The organism is Chromobacterium sp. Beijing (assembly GCF_021496765.1).
GTDB lineage: Bacteria > Pseudomonadota > Gammaproteobacteria > Burkholderiales > Chromobacteriaceae > Chromobacterium.
This window is the reverse complement of the sequence record NZ_CP053750.1, coordinates 2,039,768-2,058,873: the sequence shown is the minus strand read 5'-3', so window position 1 is coordinate 2,058,873 and position 19,106 is coordinate 2,039,768. Positions and strand designations below refer to the sequence as shown.

Annotated in this window: 18 protein-coding genes and 1 CRISPR repeat array (1 of these 19 cut by a window edge); of the genes, 14 read left to right on the top strand and 4 right to left on the bottom strand. The window is 63.1% G+C overall.

The window, feature by feature from the left end; translation table 11 throughout:
• Window positions 1-27 precede the first annotated feature (27 nt).
• The 3 genes from HQN78_RS09535 (at window position 28) to HQN78_RS09525 (ending at window position 3,766) form a co-directional block, all read left to right on the top strand.
• A complete protein-coding gene (locus HQN78_RS09535; RefSeq protein WP_107799093.1) occupies window positions 28-969 on the top strand; it encodes an ABC transporter permease in 942 nt (313 codons plus the stop codon).
• 93 nt (window positions 970-1,062) lie between these two features.
• Window positions 1,063-2,049, top strand: a complete 987-nt coding sequence (locus HQN78_RS09530) for an ABC transporter permease (protein ID WP_235089197.1) — start codon at window positions 1,063-1,065, stop codon at window positions 2,047-2,049.
• 16 nt (window positions 2,050-2,065) lie between these two features.
• Entirely contained in the window at window positions 2,066-3,766 is a 1,701-nt protein-coding gene (locus tag HQN78_RS09525) for an ABC transporter ATP-binding protein (protein WP_227107757.1), read from the top strand.
• 46 nt (window positions 3,767-3,812) lie between these two features.
• Here the strand turns inward: HQN78_RS09525 and HQN78_RS09520 are convergent, their stop codons facing one another.
• Both HQN78_RS09520 and HQN78_RS09515 read right to left on the bottom strand, forming a co-directional pair.
• The gene (locus tag HQN78_RS09520; RefSeq protein WP_235089196.1) at window positions 3,813-4,358 is read right to left on the bottom strand and encodes a hypothetical protein; all 546 of its coding nucleotides are present in this window, start codon (window positions 4,356-4,358) and stop codon (window positions 3,813-3,815) included.
• A gap of 269 nt (window positions 4,359-4,627) precedes the next feature.
• Window positions 4,628-6,277 (bottom strand): methyl-accepting chemotaxis protein, encoded by a 1,650-nt coding sequence (locus HQN78_RS09515; RefSeq protein ID WP_235089195.1) that lies wholly within the window; start codon window positions 6,275-6,277, stop codon window positions 4,628-4,630.
• 682 nt (window positions 6,278-6,959) lie between these two features.
• On the opposite strand from HQN78_RS09515, the gene HQN78_RS09510 reads away from it, so the two are divergent.
• The 4 genes from HQN78_RS09510 (at window position 6,960) to cas3 (ending at window position 12,358) form a co-directional block, all read left to right on the top strand.
• Entirely contained in the window at window positions 6,960-7,424 is a 465-nt protein-coding gene (locus tag HQN78_RS09510) for an antitoxin Xre/MbcA/ParS toxin-binding domain-containing protein (protein ID WP_158274289.1), read from the top strand.
• Window positions 7,421-7,861 (top strand): RES family NAD+ phosphorylase, encoded by a 441-nt coding sequence (locus tag HQN78_RS09505; protein WP_235089194.1) that lies wholly within the window; start codon window positions 7,421-7,423, stop codon window positions 7,859-7,861. The genes HQN78_RS09510 and HQN78_RS09505 overlap by 4 nt, the downstream gene beginning before the upstream one ends.
• Window positions 7,862-8,499: 638 nt before the next feature.
• Window positions 8,500-9,408, top strand: coding sequence for a hypothetical protein (locus HQN78_RS09500; RefSeq protein ID WP_235089193.1), 909 nt, complete (start codon window positions 8,500-8,502; stop codon window positions 9,406-9,408).
• 274 nt (window positions 9,409-9,682) lie between these two features.
• A complete protein-coding gene (cas3, locus tag HQN78_RS09495; protein WP_235089191.1) occupies window positions 9,683-12,358 on the top strand; it encodes a CRISPR-associated helicase Cas3' in 2,676 nt (891 codons plus the stop codon).
• 109 nt (window positions 12,359-12,467) lie between these two features.
• Here the strand turns inward: cas3 and HQN78_RS09490 are convergent, their stop codons facing one another.
• Together HQN78_RS09490 and HQN78_RS09485 are read right to left on the bottom strand one after the other, a co-directional pair.
• Entirely contained in the window at window positions 12,468-12,740 is a 273-nt protein-coding gene (locus HQN78_RS09490) for a type II toxin-antitoxin system RelE/ParE family toxin (protein ID WP_235089189.1), read from the bottom strand.
• Complete coding sequence (locus HQN78_RS09485; RefSeq protein WP_107799530.1) at window positions 12,737-13,021, bottom strand: CopG family ribbon-helix-helix protein; 285 nt, start codon at window positions 13,019-13,021, stop codon at window positions 12,737-12,739. The genes HQN78_RS09490 and HQN78_RS09485 overlap by 4 nt, the downstream gene beginning before the upstream one ends.
• A gap of 223 nt (window positions 13,022-13,244) precedes the next feature.
• On the opposite strand from HQN78_RS09485, the gene casA reads away from it, so the two are divergent.
• Genes casA through cas2e form a run of 7 tightly spaced genes read left to right on the top strand, consistent with a single transcriptional unit; the run spans window position 13,245 to window position 18,954 of the window.
• Window positions 13,245-14,795, top strand: a complete 1,551-nt coding sequence (gene casA / locus HQN78_RS09480) for a type I-E CRISPR-associated protein Cse1/CasA (protein WP_235089187.1) — start codon at window positions 13,245-13,247, stop codon at window positions 14,793-14,795.
• On the top strand, window positions 14,788-15,321 hold the full coding sequence (gene casB / locus HQN78_RS09475) for a type I-E CRISPR-associated protein Cse2/CasB (RefSeq protein ID WP_235089184.1): 534 nt from the start codon (window positions 14,788-14,790) through the stop codon (window positions 15,319-15,321). Before casA ends, casB begins: the two co-directional genes overlap by 8 nt.
• 25 nt (window positions 15,322-15,346) lie before the next feature.
• Window positions 15,347-16,483 (top strand): type I-E CRISPR-associated protein Cas7/Cse4/CasC, encoded by a 1,137-nt coding sequence (cas7e, locus tag HQN78_RS09470; protein WP_227103833.1) that lies wholly within the window; start codon window positions 15,347-15,349, stop codon window positions 16,481-16,483.
• Window position 16,484: 1 nt separating this feature from the next.
• Complete coding sequence (gene cas5e / locus HQN78_RS09465; protein WP_235089183.1) at window positions 16,485-17,147, top strand: type I-E CRISPR-associated protein Cas5/CasD; 663 nt, start codon at window positions 16,485-16,487, stop codon at window positions 17,145-17,147.
• Complete coding sequence (gene cas6e, locus HQN78_RS09460) at window positions 17,122-17,721, top strand: type I-E CRISPR-associated protein Cas6/Cse3/CasE (protein WP_235089174.1); 600 nt, start codon at window positions 17,122-17,124, stop codon at window positions 17,719-17,721. The genes cas5e and cas6e overlap by 26 nt, the downstream gene beginning before the upstream one ends.
• 11 nt (window positions 17,722-17,732) lie before the next feature.
• Entirely contained in the window at window positions 17,733-18,650 is a 918-nt protein-coding gene (gene cas1e / locus HQN78_RS09455; protein ID WP_107799524.1) for a type I-E CRISPR-associated endonuclease Cas1e, read from the top strand.
• A complete protein-coding gene (gene cas2e, locus HQN78_RS09450) occupies window positions 18,631-18,954 on the top strand; it encodes a type I-E CRISPR-associated endoribonuclease Cas2e (protein ID WP_235089171.1) in 324 nt (107 codons plus the stop codon). Before cas1e ends, cas2e begins: the two co-directional genes overlap by 20 nt.
• An 81-nt stretch (window positions 18,955-19,035) precedes the next feature.
• Window positions 19,036-19,106: direct repeats of the CRISPR family, unit length 29 nt; unit sequence GTGTTCCCCACGGGTGTGGGGATGAACCG (it continues 1,605 nt past the right edge of the window).

Here is a 19,106-nt window from a genome sequence, read left to right as displayed (position 1 = left end):
CCGCGCCGCTATATTCTGGAGAAGCAGATGTTCAATTTCATCATCCGCCGAATCTGGCAGATGGTGCCGACGATGTTCGGCGTCATGCTGCTGGTGTTCGTGCTGTTCAACTGGGTGGGCGGAGACCCCACCTACATCCTGGCCGGCAAACGCCTGACGCCGGAAATCATGGCCAATATCCGCGCCCAGCTGGGCCTGGACCTGAGCCTGCCGCAGCAGTTCTGGCTCTTCGTCAAGCAAGTGGCCACCTTCGACTTCGGCACCTCCTGGTCCACCCAGCAGTCCGTCACCGCCACGCTGGCTTCGCGCATCGGCCCCTCGCTGACGCTGACCGGCACCTTGCTGGTGTTCGAACTGCTGACCGCGCTGCCCATCGCCATCGTCGTGGCTTACTACCGCGGCACGCTGACCGACCGCATGGTGACGCTGATCTGCACCGTGGCCATGTCCGTCAGCTCGCTGGCCTACATCATCGTCGGCCAATACCTGCTGGCCTTCAAACTGGACTGGTTCCCGGTGATGGGCTGGGACGACGACAGCCTGCTGCGCAGCCTGCTGATCTATGTGCCGCTGCCGCTGATCCTGGGCATGCTGGTGTCGCTGGCGCCCAATGTGCGCTTCTACCGCAGCTTCGTGGTGGAAGAGCTGGGCCACGACTACGTGCGCACCGCGCGCGCCAAGGGTTTGTCGGAAAAAACCGTGCTGTTCAAGCACGTGCTGCGCAACGCGCTGATCCCGGTGGTCACCGCGGTGATGATGTCCTTGCCCTTCCTGGTGCTGGGCTCGATGCTGCTGGAGCGCTTTTTCGGCATTCCCGGCATGGGCAATGAACTGCTGATGGCGGTGGACAAGAGCGATTTCCCGGTGATCAAGGCCATTACCGTGACCATCGCCGCCGCAGCCATGGTGTTCAACCTGCTGGCCGACATCATCTACAAGTGGATCGATCCACGCGTGCAACTCAAGTGAGCGCGGAGCACAAGACATGACAACATTGCAAAACACCGCCGGCGCGCCGCCGGCCGCCCCTCGCGCAGCCTGTGGGCGCTGGGCTGGCAACGCTTGAAGCGCGACCGCATCGGCTTCGTCTCCCTGTGGGTGGTGGCCGCCTTCATGCTGCTGGCCGCCGCCGGCTGGCTCAATCTGGCCGGCCGCGGCTGGAACGACGAAATCGCCGCCTCCTACGCGCCGCCCACTTTATTGCTGGAGAAATACCGCCAGCAGGAAACGCCGGCCGCGGCCGGCGGCCAGTCCACCGCCATCGTGCCCACCGAACGCTTGAAACCGTCGGAAGATCCCATCCACGACTGGCTGGAAGCCGCGCGCCCGCACGCCGCCCAGTACGCGGTGCCGGAAGTGAAGAAAGTGGCGTCGCTGACCTTCGGCGCGGACCAGCGCGGCCGCGACATCCTGGACAAGGTGATCAAGGGCACCGCCACTTCGCTGCTGGTGGGCTTCTTCGGCGCGCTGCTGTCCATCCTGATCGGCACCTCGCTGGGCGCGATGGCAGGCTATTTCGGCCGCAAGGTGGACGACTTCCTGATGTGGTTCTACAGCGTGTTCACCTCGGTGCCGGACATGCTGTTGCTGCTCGCCTTCGCCGCCGTGGCCGGGCGCGGCATCGCCACCGTCATTCTGGTGCTGTCGCTGACCAGCTGGACCGGCACCTTCCGCCTGGTGCGGGCCGAGTTCATCAAGAACCGCTCGCGCGAGTACGTGCAGGCGGCGGACGCGATCGGCGCCAGCCACAGCCGCCGCATGTTCATCCACATCCTGCCCAATGTCTCCCACCTGCTGCTGGTGCAGTTCTCCCTCTTGATGGTGGGCCTGATCAAGTACGAAGTGATCCTGTCCTTCCTCGGGTTCGGCGTGGACGTGCGCCAAGTGAGCTGGGGCTCCATGCTGGCGGAAGTGCCGGAAGAGCTGTTGCAAGGCTATTGGTGGCAGCTGGCCATGGTGGTGGTGTTCATGTCCACCCTGGTGACCGCCTTCAGCATGTTGACCGATGCGCTGCGCGACGCGCTGGACCCGCGCGCGGCGGCGAAGTGAGCGGGGAGAACAGACTATGACTCAGAACCAGACCCTGCTGTCGGTGCGCAATCTCAAAGTGGCGTTCCGTCAGGAGAACGGCGGCGATTTCCAGGCGCTCAAGGGCGTCAGCTTCGACATCCCGGCCAAGCGCACCGTAGCCTTGGTGGGCGAATCCGGCTCCGGCAAATCAGTGACCTCCATGGCCATCATGCGCCTGCTGTCGCCGCAACACGCCAGCATCCACCCGGACAGCCAGATCCTGCTGCAAGGGCGGGATCTGCTCAAGGCCGGCGGCGCCGAGATGCGGGCGCTGCGCGGCAAAGACATCGCGATGATCTTCCAGGAGCCGATGAGCTCGCTGAACCCGGTGTTCAGCGTGGGCGAGCAGATCATGGAAGCCCTGATGCTGCACGCCAAGCTGGGCCGGCGCGCCGCGCGCCGACGCGCGATCGAGCTCTTGCGCGAAGTGGGCCTGCCGGAACCGGAAAGCAAGGTGGACAGCTACCCGCACCAGCTGTCCGGCGGCCAGCAGCAGCGGGTGATGATCGCGATGGCCATCGCCTGCGAACCCAAGCTGCTGATTGCCGACGAACCCACCACCGCGCTGGACGTGACCATCCAGAAGCAGATCCTGCAACTGATCGCGGACCTGCAGAAGAAACACGATATGGCGGTGCTGTTCATCACCCACGACCTGGGCGTGGTGGGCGAGTTCGCCGACGAAGTCATCGTCATGCGTCACGGCGAAATCCGCGAACAGGGCAGCGTGCAGCAAATCTTCGACGCGCCGCAGGACGCCTACACCAAGGCGCTGCTGGCCTGCCGCCCGCACCTGGACCGGCGGCCGCAGCGGCTGGCGGTGATCGACGACTTCCTGCAGCCGGGCGGCTATGTGGAACCGCCGCAGCGCGAGCGCGGCTACCGTGACGACGACGAAATCATCCTGGACGTGCGCGGGCTGAGCAAATCCTTCGACGTGCGCGAAGGCTTGTTCGGCAAACGCCAGTTCCACGCGGTCAAGGACGTGTCCTTCAAACTGGCCAAGGGCAAAACCCTGGGCATCGTCGGCGAATCCGGCTCCGGCAAGACCACCGTCGGTCTGACCCTGGTGCGGCTGCACCAGGCCAGCGGCGGGCAGGCGCTGTTCCACGGCCAGGACCTGCTGGGCATGGACGCCAAGGCCTTCCACGCTTACAAGCGGCGCATCCAGATCATCTTCCAGAACCCCTACGCCTCGCTGAACCCGCGCTTCACCGTGGAGCAGATCCTGAGCGAACCGATGCAGCTGCACGGCATCGGCCGCGATGGCGGCGAGCGGCGCAAGCTGGCGCAGGAACTGCTGGACAAAGTGGGCATGCCGGCCGGGGCGCTGCAGAAATACCCGCACGAATTCTCCGGCGGCCAGCGTCAGCGCATCGCGATTGCGCGCTGCCTGACCTTGAAGCCGGAAGTGCTGATCTGCGACGAATCGGTGTCGGCGCTGGACGTGTCGGTGCAGGCGCAAGTGCTGAACCTGCTGCAAGACCTGCAGGACGAATACGGCCTGTCCTATCTGTTCATCTCGCACGATCTGGCGGTGGTGAAGCATATCTCCGACCAGGTGATGGTGATGAACAAGGGCGAGGTGGTGGAGCAGGCGGACGCGGACCAGATCTACCGCGAACCGCGGCAGAGCTATACCCGCAAGCTGTTGGAGTCCATCCCGCAAGGCTGGGTGGGCATGGCACCGGCCTAAGCGCTGACGGCCATTCACACAAAACCGCCGGTTTCCCGGCGGTTTTTTATTGTCCGGCCAGCGCGCGGAAACCGTAATGCAGCAGCGCGTAAGCGCCAAACAGGATACAGGCCAGCGCGCCGTAAGCCAGGGCGGAGCGGCCGGCGTGGCTCAAGTCCGTGCTGCTGGGCAGGCAGCCGTCCCAGCACTGCGCCGCCAGAAAGCCCAGTCCGGCCGCGGCCGGACTCAGCCACGGCCAGCGCGCCGCCAGCGCCAGCAGGCCCCAACCCAGCGGCAGCAACAGCAAGGGCGCAATGCCGATGGGCAGCGCGTTCCACCACGTCAGCCGGTTGAAGCCCACCTGACCCAGCGTCAGCTGCCGGCCGTTGCGGCGCGGCCACACGCTGAAGCGGCTGGGCCGCGCCCGCAGCAGCCAGCCCACCAGGAAGTGGCAGAGCTCGTGCAGCACCGTGCCCGGCAGCGACAGCGCCACATAGGGCCAGAACCAGGCGCGGCGGCGCAACTGACGGCTGAGCAACAGGAACAGCGCCGGCCACAGCAGCACGGCGGGAGAGGGGGCGAACGGCGCGTACAGCGGCTCAAGGGCGGACATGGGAGAAGAGGGCGGGCGAAAACCTGGATTGTGGCATGAGAACCTGTTTACGATCTGCTGCGCTTCGGCGATACAGCGTTGAAAACGCCCTCAACAATGCTCATGTACCACTTGTACATTCCGCTTTTTCGCTCGTTTTCGCCTTGTCTCGCTCTTGCTCGCGAGATTGTAAACACGTTCTGCGGGCGCGCCCGGACCAAGCCGGACGCGCCCTCAAGCTTGAGAGGCTGGATGTTTAGAAGGCGTTCAAGGGCTGGAGCTTCTTGTTTTTAATCCGCGCGGAAGCGGTTAATCGCCGCATCCAGCCCATGCGCCAGGCCGGACAACTGCTGCGCCATGGCGGAGGATTCCTCCACCGACAAGCCGTTTTCCGTGCCCATATTGGCGATGCGCTCCACGTTCTTGGCGGCGTCGTTGCTGGCCGTGCTCTGCTCGCGCATCGCCTCGGCGATCTCGCTGGTTTTCTCCAGCAGACGGGTGGACAGCACGCGGATCTGCGCCAGGCGCTCGGACAGCGTGCCGCTCAGCGCCACGCCGGTTTCCACTCGTTCGGTGGCCTCGCGCATGCTGGCCACCGCCGTGGTGGTGTCGCCTTGCACCGCCTTGATTTTTTCGGAGATTTCGCCGGTGGCCTGCGCGGTGCGTTCCGCCAGCTTGCGCACCTCGTCCGCCACCACGGCGAAGCCGCGGCCGGTTTCGCCGGCGCGCGCCGCCTCGATGGCCGCGTTCAAGGCCAGCAGATTGGTCTGCTCGGCGATGTCGTGGATCACGTCCACGATGTTGCCGATCTCATCGGAACGCTGGTTCAGGCCGATGATGATGGTCTCGGAGCGGCTGATTACGCTGGCGATCTCGGACATCTGCTGCGCGGCCTGGCCGGCCACCTCGCTGCCGCTCACCGCCTCGTTCATGCTGCTCTTGGCCTCGCCGGCCATTTCCACCGCGTGCTCGGCCACCAGATTGATGCTCACCGTCATCTCCTCCACCGCGGCGGCGGTGGACGAGGAAGCGTCGGTCTGCACCTGGGACGCCTCGGCAATGCGCTTGGACACGCCGGACAGCGCGTGAGCGGTGTCGTTCACCTGCTTGGCGTCCTCGCGGGTCTGCTGCAGAAAGGCGCGCAGATTGCCCAGCAGTTGCGCCAGCGCGCGGCCGGTTTCGCTGACCTCGTCGCGGCCGGTTTGATCCACCGTCACCGTCAGGTCGTTCTTCTCCGCCGCGTGGCGCATGGTCTGCTGCATGGCCTGCAAGGGACGGGTGATGGAACGGACGATGGCGAAGGCCAGCGCGATGCCCACCACCAGGGCCAGGCCCAGAATGGTCAGCATCATATTGCGGGTGTTCTTCATGCTGACCGCCAGCGCGTCCTCCGCGGACTGCGCGGACTCGTCCGCCAGCTTGCTCAGGCTGTTGAGCGCGTCGCGCGCCTCGTAGAGCTTGGGCTTGAACGGGGTGATGCCGGCGTCGCCGACATTGGCCCGGCTGATCTCGCCGCTGGCGATCTTCTGATACAGCCCGTTCATGCCCTGCTCGTAGCCGGAGATGCCGGTCAGCATGCTGTCGAAGGTTTTCTGGTGATCCGCGGCCATGGCCATGGACTTGGCGGTGGCCGCCTGGCTCTTGAATTCGGCGATGTGCTTGTCCAGCAACTGCTTATTGGTCTGGATGCTCTGATCCGAGTTGTCCGGATTGCCGATGCTGATGAAGATGTTCTTCTCATCCTGGCGGATGTGCAGCATATTGCTCTGCATGGCGTTCATCTGGTAGCGGAACGCGATTTTCTGGTCAAACAGCGAGGTCAGCTCGCCATCCATCTGGTTCAGCGACCACCAGCCGGAACCGCCCACCAGAGCCACTGCAAACAGCAGGCTGCCCGCCAGCGCGGCGATGCGCTGCCCGATCGTGAATTGACTTAACATAATGCCCCCATAGGCGCTGATATTCATCTTTTTTCATAGCAAACGCCTATGAATTGGCGATTGCATCAATGTGTGAAGACGCAGCGCTTCGTGCCGGCACGGACTCCAGCTTGGGCCGGGACTCTGGAACATCGGGAACGGGCCCACAGGCCGGAATGACGGAGTGTTTCAATGCCAGCGCCCCTCCTCGTGCGGAGGCGGAAGCGGTGCGACGTTCATTGAATAGGTGCAATCATAATTCACGCCGCGCCGATAGTCCTAATGGTTATTTTTGCATCGCAAAGCGGGAACATAGGGTGTATGTCCGGGCAAGCGGGGCAAGGCGGGGTGCCAAGGCCGGGCATGGGGCCGATATGAGGTTTTTTCATGCCCCGCGCAATGTAAAAGACATAAAATCCGCATTGCCGCTTTCAAATGTCAAGATTGGGGCGGTCTAATCCAAGCGTCCGGCGTGCAGCTTCTGTTGCGTTTAGACCCGCTAACAAAACCCCTGATCCTGCGTTGCGCCTCCTTGCCGTACGACTTGTACTGCCTGCGTCGGCGCGCCTTGGCTCAGGTTCTCTGCGAGGTTTTGTTCGCGGCTCTTAGAGTCAGAAGAGGGAAGCCGGTCAAGCCGCGCCCTTGTTTTGTTTTGGCAAAATGCCGATAATAAATGAGCAAATTGCCAAATCAAGGAGGGGCCATGAAAGCGCTGCAAGTATTCGTGCCGGAGACGCCGGTCCCGCCCATGGTGGAACACAGCCTGTTGCAGGAACTGAGCGTGTTGGTGGGGCAGGAAATGCTCAACGATTTCGACGTGGCCAAAGTGGTGGAGCTGGGCGTGGACACCGGCATGCTGGAGCGCCTGGTGGACGCCGGCCTCAGCCGCGGCGAACTGGAGTTCGTCATCCCGCCGCGCACCCTGTCCCATCGCATCAAGAAGGGCCAGACGCTGAACACCGAGGAATCCGAACGCGGCGTGCGCGTGGCCAAGCTGCTGTTGTTGGCGGAAGACCTGTTCGGCGATAAGGACGCCGCCGCCCAATGGCTGCGCAAGCCGCTGCACCGCTTTGAGGGCAAATCGCCGCTGGATATGGCCCATACCGAGCCCGGCGCGCGGCTGGTGGAACAACTGATCGCCCAAGCCAACGAAGGCTACGCGGCGTGATTGCCTGGCGCATCAGCCGCTACGCAGACCTCAAGGGCCTGGGCGGGCTGCGCTGGCCCGGCCGCTGGCATCCCGCCGGCCAGCCCATCGTTTACCTGGCGGACCACCCGGCCAGCGCCATGCTGGAAGCTCTGGTGCACCTGGAAGTGGCCGTCCTGCCCGCCACCTTCACCCTGCTGCAAGTGGAACTGCCGGACCGGCTGGTGCAGACGCTGGACCAGGCCAGCCTGCCGGCTGACTGGACCCTGCAACCCGCGCTCACCCAGGGCCTGGGCCATCACTGGCTGCAACGTCAGGCCTCCGCCGCGCTGCAAGTGCCCAGCGCGGTGGCCCCCAACGCCCACAACTACCTGCTCAACCCCCTCCATCCGGACGCCGGCGCCTGCCGGATACTCAGCGTGCGGGACGTGCCTTGGGATGCGCGCCTGAAGTCTTGATGAAGACCCCGCCGTGCCTACCTTCCGCTTGTCCAACGGTCTGTGCCTTGTCTTGCTATTTTTAAACTTTTCGATGTAAACAATTGTAAACAAATTATTGGCCTAAATCCGCCTTGCCGCGCTTTTTCGCGCAGGACAGCGCGAGTAGAGTCGGAGAACGTGTTTACGATCTCGCGAGCCAGAACGAGGCAAGGCGAAAGCGGCCGAGAAGACGGAATGTACAAGGGATACATGAGCATTCTGAAGTTGTTTTCAACGCCGTATCATCGCCGACGCGCAGCAGATCGTAAACCGATTCTTAGAGCCTGTTCAAAGTCTCGCGAGCAAGGGCGAGACAAGGCGAAAACGAGCGAAAAAGCGGAATGTACAGGTGGTACATGAGCATTTTGAGCTTGTACTCACCGTGCAACGCTTCACGAAGCGCAGCAGACTTTGAACAGGTTCTGAGAAAACTAGCCAAGGGCTCACGTAGGCCCAAGGCAGTCGGGGCAATTCAACCCACTTACAGAGCGGCTGACAAACCCCTGGTGCCGCGTTGCGCCGACTTGCCGTACTCAAGTACTGCCTGCGCGGCGCGCCTGGCCTCAGACGTGAAACTGAGTTTGTTAGCCGCTCTTATTGAAGATGCGAGGAATGCAATGACAGTTTGGAAATGGGCCGGCAAGACGGCCGCGGCGGCGCTGCTGTTCAGTATCGCCACGGCCACATGGGCGGACGCGGTCCGCAAGGATATTCTCCCCGCGGATACCGATGGCGGGATTGTGGCGAACAGCGGGCCGCACATCGTTTTCTCAACGGAAAGGGGCGGACACGCGCCGCTGCTGGTCTTCCTGCCTGGAACCGGCGGCGAAACCACGCGTACCGTGGTGGGCGAACAGGCTTTCATCGACACCGCCCTGGCTCAGGGCTACCGCTTCATCATCCTGTCCTACATCGACACGCCGGCCGTTTCCCAGGTTTGCACCCGGCCGGTGCTGGCGACCAATCCGGACTGCGCGGCACAAATGCGCCAGAAGCGCGCCTTTGGGGAAAACGCCACCCCGCTGATCCAGGACAAACCCAAAGACGCCATTGTCCATAGACTGACCGCTCTGCTGCGCTACCTGGCCAAGACCGATACCCAAGGCCGTTGGGAACAGTATCTGGACAAGCAAGCCGTGGACTGGAGCAAGATCGTGCTGTCCGGACAATCCCAAGGCGGCGGCATGGCCGCCTATATCGCCAAGCGCGTGGCCGTCAGGGGCGTGATCGACTTTTCCGGCGGCTGGGACATGCGCGCCAACAATCGCATCGCCTCCTGGTACGCCTCTCCCGGCGCCACGCCGCCGGACAGATTGTTCGGCACCTATCACGTGCAAGAGCGCTTTGCCGATCTCATCCGCACTTCCTATAACGCGATGCGCATCCCGGCCGACCACCAGTTTGCGCTGAATAAACCGATACGCCGCCCCAACGCCGACAACCCCGGACATGGAGAAGGCGCCAGCAATCCGGTGTACCGGGAGCTGTGGCAGGAGATGTTGGAGCAGCTCAAGCGGGGGGAGTGAGGGGCGGCTGCTTGGGTGGCCGCGTCTTGCCTCCATGCCTAAATTGCCTGTCTATCCTTCCTGACTGCGAACGCCAGCGTTAGAACCGGCCTGATCGACTCGCATCCGGCTTGCCTTGCGAAATGTCAAACGCGTTCCGTCGCTTATCGGTGTTGCTTTCGGCATAATTGAGCATTCATCAAGGCGGCTATCCGTTTCCGCTTTGTCTTGAGTTCCAAGGCGGCCCTGAAGCGCTGCCGTTGTTTAGGTACGAGCGGCAGCAAGGGTTGAGTGCATGGAAACATCATTGAGTGTGGCGGTGCGCAGCTTATGGGCCAAAAGTGGCGAAGAGGGTGGACATGGCCTGCTGTGTCACATGTTGGATGTGGCTGCCGTGGCCTCCGTGCTGTTGGAGTGGTGTCTGGCTGCGCCAGAGACGGCTTCGGACTGGTTTGGCCTGCCGTCAGAGTCCCTGAATGGGTGGCTGGCCGCCTTGGTGGGTTTGCATGATCTCGGCAAAGCCACTCCGGGGTTTCAGGCCAAGTGGGAAGCCGGGCGCTTACAAGTTGAGCGCGCCGGCTTGCCATTCTCATCGGTGGTGGCGCTGGCGCAAGACCGGCATGACTTGGCCAGTGCGGCCTTGCTGCCGGGCTTGTTGCAGGCCGAGGGTGTGCCGCGATTATGGGCGCAGGATGCGGCACAGGCTGTCAGCGCCCACCACGGTTTCAACTTTACCTCCTTGGGCGCTGGTGCACCGCTGCGCGAACCGGCCATTTGGAAGCAGACAAGGCAGAGTCTATTCCAGGCCTATTGGCACACCCTGGCGCCGTCTGATGTTCCGCTGGATCACCCATTGCCGCTGCTTGCAGTGGAGTGGCTGGCCGGTCTGACTAGCGTATGCGACTGGATCGGCTCTAACGCTGACTGGTTTCCGCCTGGAGAGCGAGGCGATACGCCATCCGCCCACTATCACGCCGCCAGACGTCTGGCGGAATCGGCGCTGTCTTCCCCTGACAAACTGGGCTGGCCATCCAGCCGGCCCTTATTGCATCAACAGGCCTGTTCTTGTGACGCGATATTGGCGCGGCTGCTGAGCGCGGAGGCCTCTGCACAGGCGAGGCCGCTGCAACTAACCGGCGACGCTTTGTTGGTTCAGGGAAGCGGCCCGGCGCTAATGTTGGTGGAAGCGCCGATGGGAGAAGGCAAGACCGAACTGGCTTTTATCGCGGCCTTGCGTTTGCAGGCGCGCCAACATCACCGTGGCTTCTATCTGGCGCTGCCTACCCAAGCCACCGGCAATGCCATGTTCGAGCGGACCTTGGCCTTTCTGCGCGCATTCGTCTCCGGGGAGCGGCAGGATATCCAGCTATTGCATGGCGGGGCCGCCATGAATCAGACCGTTGCGCATTTGCGCGAGATCTGGGACCAGCATGGTAATGACGCGGTGGGCTCCTCCGGCTGGTTTGCCCAACGTCGGCGCGGCTTGTTGTCTCCCTATGGCGTGGGCACTGTGGACCAGGCCTTGTTTTCTGTATTGAACGTCAAACATCACTTTGTCCGGCTATGGGGGCTGGCCAATAAGGTGGTGGTTTTGGACGAGGTGCATGCCTACGACACCTATACCGGTCGCTTGATTGAAACCTTGCTGGCCTGGCTGAAAGCCTTGGGTTGCTCGGTCATCTTGATGAGCGCCACTTTGCCGGATACACGGCGCGCGCGTTTATTGCAGGCCTGGGGCGTGGATGAGCGCGAGCTGCCGTCGCCGGCCTATCCGCGGATACTGCTGGTGGATGACGCCGGCGCGCGTGGCGCCACCTTTATCGCGCGTGAACAGCAGCCTATCGCCGTGACCGGCCTCCCGGAGGGCTTGGACCACATCGCCGCCGCCGCGCGGCTTGCCTTGGAGCAGGGCGGGTGTGGCGTGGTCATCGTGAATACCGTGGACCGGGCGCAGCAGCTGTACCAGCTATTACGGCCATATTGTCTGTCAGATGGCATGCTGTTGCTGTTTCATGCCCGCTTCCCCGCCGAGCAGCGCCGGCAGCTGGAGCAGCAAGTGTTGTCCACTTTCGGCTCCTCTCCCGCCATGGGCTCGCGTCCCAAGCGTACTTTGCTGATTGCGACGCAAGTGGCGGAGCAAAGCCTGGACATTGATTTCGATTTCATGATTTCCGATCTCTGTCCCGTCGACCTTCTATTGCAACGCGCCGGCCGCTTGCACCGGCATCAACGCAAACAACGCCCGGCGGCGCACGCGCAACCACGATTGCAAGTGGCCGGCTTGCTAGCCGATGTGGTGCCCGAACTGGAACAGACCGGCTGGGGACGGGTGTATGGCGATTACCTCTGCCTGGTGACCTGGGCCGTGCTGCAAAACGAGCCAGTCTGGCGGCTGCCGCAGGACATCGACCGCCTGGTGCAGGCGGTGTACGCGCCCTGGCCGGATTTGGGTCATTTGCCGGAGGCCTTGCGCGAACGGCTTGAAATGGTGGAACGCACCCGTCATGGCGCCAAGGCCAATTTTCAGGCGCAGCTGGCGCAGCAGATTGCGCTGGATCTACAGAGTGAGGCCGCCATCGCTTACATCGGCAAGCCGCATGGCGCTGATGAAGACGATACCTTGGCCTTGCGCAACCGCACCCGGCTGGGGGATGACAGCCTGACCGTGATTCCGGTCTGGGTCGATGCCGATGGGCGCTGGCGGCCTGAGCCGGATGGCGCATCGCTCGATCCGCAGCAAGCCGTGTCGGATGCGCTTGCCCAAAGACTGTTTGAACGGCACATCAAATTGTCGCGCCGACAGCTGGTCCTGCATTTACTGGAGCAACCTGGGTATCCGGCTTTGAGCGAACATCCCTTGCTCAGTCATTGCCATGTATTGCCGTTGACAAAGGACGGCGATTACCAGATGGGAGAGGTGCGCGTATCGCTGGACCCGCGCTTGGGGCTTGTTTATGGGAAACAGAAATAAGGGAGGAGGCATGGCTGCCGCACTTCCATGTCATGATTTTGCCATGAGCAGAGATTTGTCTAGCGTAGCGGCAAAATAAACGTCAACAGACCCTAAATAAATCTAATATTCATGGCCATTGTCGGGCTACATGCAAAATTCGGAGTACCCGAAGTTGATCTATTGTCACATCATAAACGCAGATATAGTGGCGATGAAGCACCCACTCCCGTGTGCCGGCAACACACCCTGCACGGCCCAACTCTGGGTGCTGAAGCAGCCGAAGAATTTGCTGCTCAAAATGCTTATCAAGATCAAGAGCGGCTACTGGATTGTCGGCTGCAATATAGTCAAAAATAGCCTCGCGATCTGACACCGCCTCAAGCGTCCACACCAATTTCATCGTTCAGCCATTCTTCGGCGCAACGCTGCTCTTTTAGCTGCAAAACGCGCGTCTACCTCATCACCTTCTACCAGCTCTCCGGAGTTTGCCTGGTCCAAACCCTGCTGGACCTGATGACGGAACCACTGCTCATATTCAGCAACCTCCTTATTTTCCCGTACGACATCACGCATAAAGTCACGGAGCAACTGAGCCCCAGTGCGGTCTCGAAGCTTGGCTATTTTGGCAAATTCTTGTTTTAGTGACTCATCGACACGAAAAGTAAAGGTCGTTTCGCTCATGGCGTTCCTTATTTGTGTTACAAGGCACTTAAAAAGTAATGAAATCATACATATAGCTAGGATGCAAAACAAGTTGCCTTTAAGTGTTACTGGCATTGTCGTTCTCAATTGGTGAGAGAAACGAAGATGGCGTACAGCTCAGGCAGGGAAGCCATCTAGTGGCCGGTCCTTCCCGCCATCTGTTAGATTGATGTCCATGGCATTCGCGAAGGGGGGGATGTTTATGAATAAAGCCATCAATCTGCTGGACGCCGCTTGGCTCCCGGTCCGCTACCTGGATGGGCGCGTGGCCGAGATCGGCCTGGTGCAGCTATTCGCCGATACCGACCGCATCGCCGCCCTGGCCGACACCGCGCCGCCCAGCCTGCTAGCCGAGTACCGTCTGCTGCTGGCCATCCTCAATCGTGCGCTGCGGCGCGGCTTTGGGCGCTGGGATAGTGCCGATCTGGCGCGCTGCTACCGCGAAGGCCTGCCGGTGGCCGCCATTCACGACTATCTGGAGCATTGGCGCGGCGCCTTCAATCTGTTCGATCCGCAGCGCCCCTTTATGCAGGTGGCGGCCCTGGCCCAAGACGAAGCCACTCGCGACAAGGCCAAGCCTTGGTCGCAGATTTCCCTGGCCAGCAGCATCGGCAACAGCCCGGTGCTCTTTGATCATTCTATTGATAGTCAACCCTCCGCCATTCCCGCTGCCGAAGCGCTACGCCATTTGCTGGGCTTTTTGCAGTTCACCCCGGGTGGCTTGGTGAAAACCCTGCGCGACTCCGACAAGGCCGGGCCGCTGGCCAATACCGCCGCCAGTCTGCCCGTAGGGCAAACCCTGGCGCAAACCCTGTTGTTGGCCCTGCACCCGTCGGGGCCGGACGATGACCTGCCTGCCTGGGAAAAACCCCAGCCCACCATAGCCCAATTACGCGCCGAACCCACGCTGGCCAGCGGCCACAACGACCGCTACACCCGGCTGAGCCGTGCCGTGTTGCTGCTGCCCGAGCCCGATGGCGTCACTGTGCGGCAGCTGCGTTTTGCCGCTGGGTTGGCGTTGGCCGACAACGAACAAGCGCCGGACGCCATGGCCAGCTATCGCATGGGCGTCAACAATATGGTGCGGCTGAGCTTTGGCGAGGGCCGGGCGTTTTGGCGCGATTTGGGCGCCTTGCTGCCGCCGAACTCCGCCGACGACAAAGCGCATTCGCTGGCGGCGGCCACCCTGGGCTGGGCCCGGCATTTGCAGCACAGACTGGGGCAGACCGAGCCGCTGAGCGTGATGATCTTGGGTCTGTCCAGCAATCAGGCCAAGCTGGAGCGCTGGCGCGCCGAGCGTTTTGAACTGCCACAACGCGTGCTGGAGCAAGCGGAGGGCGCGGAAGAAGTCCGCGGCAAGCTGCGCGAAGCCGAAGAACTGTACAGCAAGCTGCGCCTGGTCATGGCCGGCATGTTGGCCGCCGTCATGCCAGACCCGGGCCACAAGGACACGCGAGGCCGGGCGCGGGCGCAACTGGACGCCGGCCCGGCGCCGGCGGCCTACTTCAGCGCGCTGGAAAGCCGCTGGCCGCAGTTGTTGGAGCGGATAGGCGCGGAAGCGTTGGAACACGCCGACGCCTATTGGCGGGACGCGCTGCGCCGTGCGGCCAAGCTGGCCTGGGACGCCGCTTGCCGCCAATTGGGCGGCAACGCCGCCGCGCTGAAAGCGCTGGCGCTGGCCGAGCCCGGCTACCTGGCTTTGATCCGTCCCTTGACCCATGCATCCACGCAAGAGGAGAACAATCATGTCTGAACTGGCGCAGGACTTCGTCAAACACCTGCAAACCCTGGCGGAGCGCAACCGCGGCGCACTGGCCGAGCTGCGCCGCAGCGCCGGTTTCGCGCCGGGCGCCTACCCGCCGGCCTACCCCCATGTCGAGCGCTTTGTGCCAACGGACAGCCATGCCGAGGATAGCTTCCGCCGCGCGCTCTACCTGACCGCCGCGCTGTTTGCCCAACTGCCCAAGCAACAAACCGGCTGCAGCTTTGCCCAGGCCTTTGGCGCGCTGTGGCGGCAGCGGGACAGCGCCAGCCTGGAGCAGCGCTTCGTCACGCTGCTGGATGCCGAACCGGAAACACTGCCCAACTATCTGAGGCAAGCCTTCTCGCTATTGGCGGCTGAGCAGCAAGGCTTGGACTACGCCGCGCTGCTGCAAGATCTGGCCCGCTGGCTATCGTCCTGGCAGCCGCAGCGCTACGACGGCGTCAGCGGCCGCGATCTGGTGCGCCGTAACTGGGCGCGAGACTTTTATCGCCAATCCGCCCCCCTGAACGACTGAACCCCAGCCCCGTATGGAGAGAGCCATGAGTCTGTTTATCGAATTTCATCTGATTCAGAACTTCGCGCCGTCCAATCTTAACCGCGACGATACCGGCGCGCCCAAGGACGCCGTTTTCGGCGGCTACCGCCGCGCGCGCGTCAGCAGCCAGTGCTTCAAACGCGCTGTACGTCTGCAAGCGGATTTTCCCGCCGCCAATCAAGGCGTGCGCACCAAAAAACTGCTGGAACTGCTGCGTGAGCAACTCCAGCAGCGTTTCGGCCTGGCCGGGGAAGAACTGGACGGCCGCATTGAAAGCGCATTGGCCGCCGCCGGGCTCAAACTCAAGGAAGACGGCAAGACCGAATACCTGCTCTTTTTGGGCCAGCAGGAGATAGACGGTTTCGCCAGCCTGATTCACGCCCACTGGGATGAGCTGGCCCCGTCGGCCAATGGCGAGAAAAAGAGCAAGAAAGACGTCAAGGCCAATGTGCCGCCGGAACTGGCCAAACAGGCCAAGGCCATCATGAACGGCGGCAAGGCGCTGGACGTGGCCTTGTTCGGCCGCATGCTGGCGGACCTGCCGGAAGTCAACCAGGATGCCGCCTGCCAGGTGGCGCACGCCATCAGCACCCATCAAGTGGTGCGTGACTTCGACTACTTCACCGCCGTGGACGACAAAGGCAGTGCCGATGAAACCGGCGCCGGCATGATAGGCCAGGTGGAATTCAACTCCGCCACCTTCTACCGCTACGCCGCGCTGGACCCGGCCAAGCTGGCGGGCAATCTGCAAGGCGACCGTGAGCTGGCGCTCGCCGGCGTGCGCGCGCTGGTGCAAGCCATGGCCCGCGCCATTCCCAGCGGCAAGCAAAACACCTTTGCCGCCCACAACCCGCCCAGCTTCATCGGCATCGCCGTCCGCCATGCCAGCCCGCTCAACCTGGCCAATGCTTTTGAAAAACCTGTTTACGCCCGCAACGGCGAAGCGCTCACCGGCCAATCCGTGGCGGCGCTCGCGGGTTACGATGACAAGCTGGCCGGTCCCTATGGCGACGCGCGCGACGCCTGGGCCTATATCGACCTGACCGACGCCTGGCCGCAGGCCAAAGGCGAGCGGCAAACCAGCCTGGCGGCGCTGGCGGATTGGGCCGCCCAACAGGCCGGCGCCGCATGGGAGCGGTGAGATGGCCACCCTGCTGCTCAGGCTGGCTGGCCCCATGCAAGCCTGGGGCACCACCAGCCGCTTCGACGAACGCGACAGCGGTCTGGAACCCTCCAAGTCCGGCGTTATCGGCTTAATTTGCGCTGCGCTGGGGCGCGACCGCGCGCAAGCGGTGGACGATCTGGCCGCGCTGCGCATGGGGGTCCGGGTGGATAGAGAAGGCCTGCTGATGCGCGACTACCAAACCGCCACCGGCGTATTGCTCGCTTCAGGCAAGGCCGATCTCAAGCGCACCGTGATCAGCCCCCGCTACTATCTGGCCGACGCGGTGTTTCTGGTGGGGCTGGAAGGCGACGCCGGCCTGCTGAGCCATATCCAGCAAGCCTTGCGTCAGCCGCATTGGCCGCTGGCCTTAGGCCGCAAATCCATGCCGCCGTCGCAGCCGGTTTGGCTGGAAGAGGGCGTGCAGGAGCATGGCCTGGAAGATTGCCTGCGCCATCGTTGGCCGCGCTTGGCTCCGCCCCAGCGCGAGCAAGCCGGTCAGCCGCTGCGCCTGATGTTGGAACATCCGTCGGAAGGCGCGGTGAGGCTGGACCAACCCGTGGCGCCGTTTGCCGAACGCCGCTTCGGCCCCCGCTTTGTCAAATCGGAGGTGGCGGATGTACCTGACACAACTGACGCTTGACCCCGGCCACCCCGCCGCGCGGCGGGATCTGGCCAATGCCTACGACATGCACCGCAGCCTATGCCGCGCCTTCGTCGCCGCGGCCGACGATATCCCGCCACGCTTTCTGTGGCGGCTGGAACGCTGCGATGCAGAAGCCGGCGTAGCCGTATTGCTGCTGCAATCGCCGGAGCCTGGCCATTGGCAGGCACTGGCGCAAGTGCGAGCCGTACAATGCAAGCCGCTGCCGCTGGAGCAACTGATCGAGACGGATCGCCGCTATCGTTTCCGCCTGCTGGCCAATCCCACCGTCACCCGTGGCGGCAAACGCTATGGCCTGCTGCGGGAAGAAGAGCAACTGGCCTGGCTGACGCGGCAGTTGCAGCAGGCCGGCGCCGTGCCGCAGCGGGTGGAGCGCAGTCTCAGCCAGCAGTGGCGGCTGCGCAAGCCGGGCGGCGTCATCACCCTGCAAGCGGCGCGTTTTGACGGCGTGCTGGCGGTGGACAACGCCCAACGGCTGCGCGCGACGGTGGCCGCCGGCCTGGGGCACGCCAAGGCCATGGGCCTGGGCCTGCTGTCCCTGGCTCCGGCTTAAGGACGGCGGCGATGGCGCAATGGCTGCCGCCGCTCAAGCCGCTCCCCATCAAGGAGCGGCTGTCGGTGCTGTTTGTCGAACGCTGCCAGTTGGACGTGCTGGACGGCGCCTTTGTCGCCGTGGACGCGGGCGGCGTGCGCACCCACATCCCGGTGGGCGGCGTGGCCTGCCTGATGCTGGAACCCGGCGTCCGCGCCTCCCACGCCGCCTGCAAGCTGGCAGCCCAAGTGGGCACGCTGCTGGTGTGGGTGGGCGAGGCCGGCGTCCGGCTCTATTCCGCCGGCCAGCCCGGCGGCGCGCGGGCCGATCGCCTGCTCTATCAGGCCCGGCTGGCGCTGGACGACGATGCCCGGCTCAAAGTGGTGCGGGAAATGTACCGCCGCCGGTTTGGAGAGGAACCGCCGCAACGGCGCAGCGTGGAGCAATTGCGCGGCATTGAAGGCGCGCGGGTGCGCGCCCTATACCAGCAACTGGCCCAGCACTATGGCGTGAAATGGCGGGCGCGCAATTACGACCGCGAAGACTGGGACCAGGCCGATGTCCCCAACCGCTGCCTGTCGGCCGCTACCGCCTGCCTGTATGGCGTGGCCGAAGCGGCGGTGCTGGCCGCCGGCTACGCTCCCGCCATCGGCTTCATCCACAGCGGCAAGCCGCTGTCCTTCGTATACGATGTGGCCGACATCTACAAATTTGAAACCGTGGCGCCGGTGGCGTTTGCGGTGGCGGCTAAGCCGTCGGCAAATGTAGAGCGGGAAGTGAGGCAGCGCTGCCGCGACATGTTCCGCAAAACCAGGCTGTTGGAACGCATCATCCCGGACATAGAAACGCTGCTGGCCGCCGGTGGTCTGGACGCGCCGCAGCAGCAGGGCGTGGTGGAAGCCGCTTTCCCTGAGGAGGAAGGGTTGGGAGATGCTGGTCATCGTACTTGAAAACGCTCCCCCCAGATTGCGCGGCCGGCTGGCCATCTGGCTGCTGGAAATCCGCGCCGGCGTTTATGTGGGCGCTTACAATCGCAAGATTCGCGACTACTTGTGGCAGCAAGTGGAAACCGGGCTGGAAGACGGCAATGCCGTCATGGCCTGGCAAACCGCCAATGAAGCCGGCTTCGATTTTGTCACCCTGGGAGCCAACCGCCGCATGCCGGTGGCTTTCGACGGCGCACAGCTGGTTTCTTTTCTACCTCTACCAACCGATGACGCCGTCGAGGTATCGGCCTCATTTCCTGCACCGTGAGAATCCGGTTAGCAAGCGATAAAAGTTGGTGGCTTTTTGGGTATCATTTTTCGTATTTAAAATCAATCTCTTGTAAATGGTGTGTTCCCCACGGGTGTGGGGATGAACCGATGACGCGCCCTGGCGTCCCCATCTAGGAGCCGTGTTCCCCA

Bases quoted from the DNA above. Each gene is read 5' to 3' on its own strand.
- cas3 (WP_235089191.1), top strand. From the start codon at position 9,683: ATGGAAACATCATTGAGTGTGGCGGTGCGCAGCTTATGGGCCAAAAGT.
- cas6e (WP_235089174.1), top strand. From the start codon at position 17,122: ATGTACCTGACACAACTGACGCTTGACCCCGGCCACCCCGCCGCGCGG.
- cas1e (WP_107799524.1), top strand. From the start codon at position 17,733: ATGGCGCAATGGCTGCCGCCGCTCAAGCCGCTCCCCATCAAGGAGCGG.
- cas2e (WP_235089171.1), top strand. From the start codon at position 18,631: ATGCTGGTCATCGTACTTGAAAACGCTCCCCCCAGATTGCGCGGCCGG.
- HQN78_RS09510 (WP_158274289.1), top strand. From the start codon at position 6,960: ATGAAAGCGCTGCAAGTATTCGTGCCGGAGACGCCGGTCCCGCCCATG.
- casB (WP_235089184.1), top strand. From the start codon at position 14,788: ATGTCTGAACTGGCGCAGGACTTCGTCAAACACCTGCAAACCCTGGCG.
- HQN78_RS09535 (WP_107799093.1), top strand. From the start codon at position 28: ATGTTCAATTTCATCATCCGCCGAATCTGGCAGATGGTGCCGACGATG.
- HQN78_RS09485 (WP_107799530.1), bottom strand. From the start codon at position 13,021: ATGAGCGAAACGACCTTTACTTTTCGTGTCGATGAGTCACTAAAACAA.
- HQN78_RS09500 (WP_235089193.1), top strand. From the start codon at position 8,500: ATGACAGTTTGGAAATGGGCCGGCAAGACGGCCGCGGCGGCGCTGCTG.
- cas7e (WP_227103833.1), top strand. From the start codon at position 15,347: ATGAGTCTGTTTATCGAATTTCATCTGATTCAGAACTTCGCGCCGTCC.
- HQN78_RS09525 (WP_227107757.1), top strand. From the start codon at position 2,066: ATGACTCAGAACCAGACCCTGCTGTCGGTGCGCAATCTCAAAGTGGCG.
- HQN78_RS09520 (WP_235089196.1), bottom strand. From the start codon at position 4,358: ATGTCCGCCCTTGAGCCGCTGTACGCGCCGTTCGCCCCCTCTCCCGCC.
- cas5e (WP_235089183.1), top strand. From the start codon at position 16,485: ATGGCCACCCTGCTGCTCAGGCTGGCTGGCCCCATGCAAGCCTGGGGC.
- HQN78_RS09515 (WP_235089195.1), bottom strand. From the start codon at position 6,277: ATGTTAAGTCAATTCACGATCGGGCAGCGCATCGCCGCGCTGGCGGGC.
- casA (WP_235089187.1), top strand. From the start codon at position 13,245: ATGAATAAAGCCATCAATCTGCTGGACGCCGCTTGGCTCCCGGTCCGC.
- HQN78_RS09490 (WP_235089189.1), bottom strand. From the start codon at position 12,740: ATGAAATTGGTGTGGACGCTTGAGGCGGTGTCAGATCGCGAGGCTATT.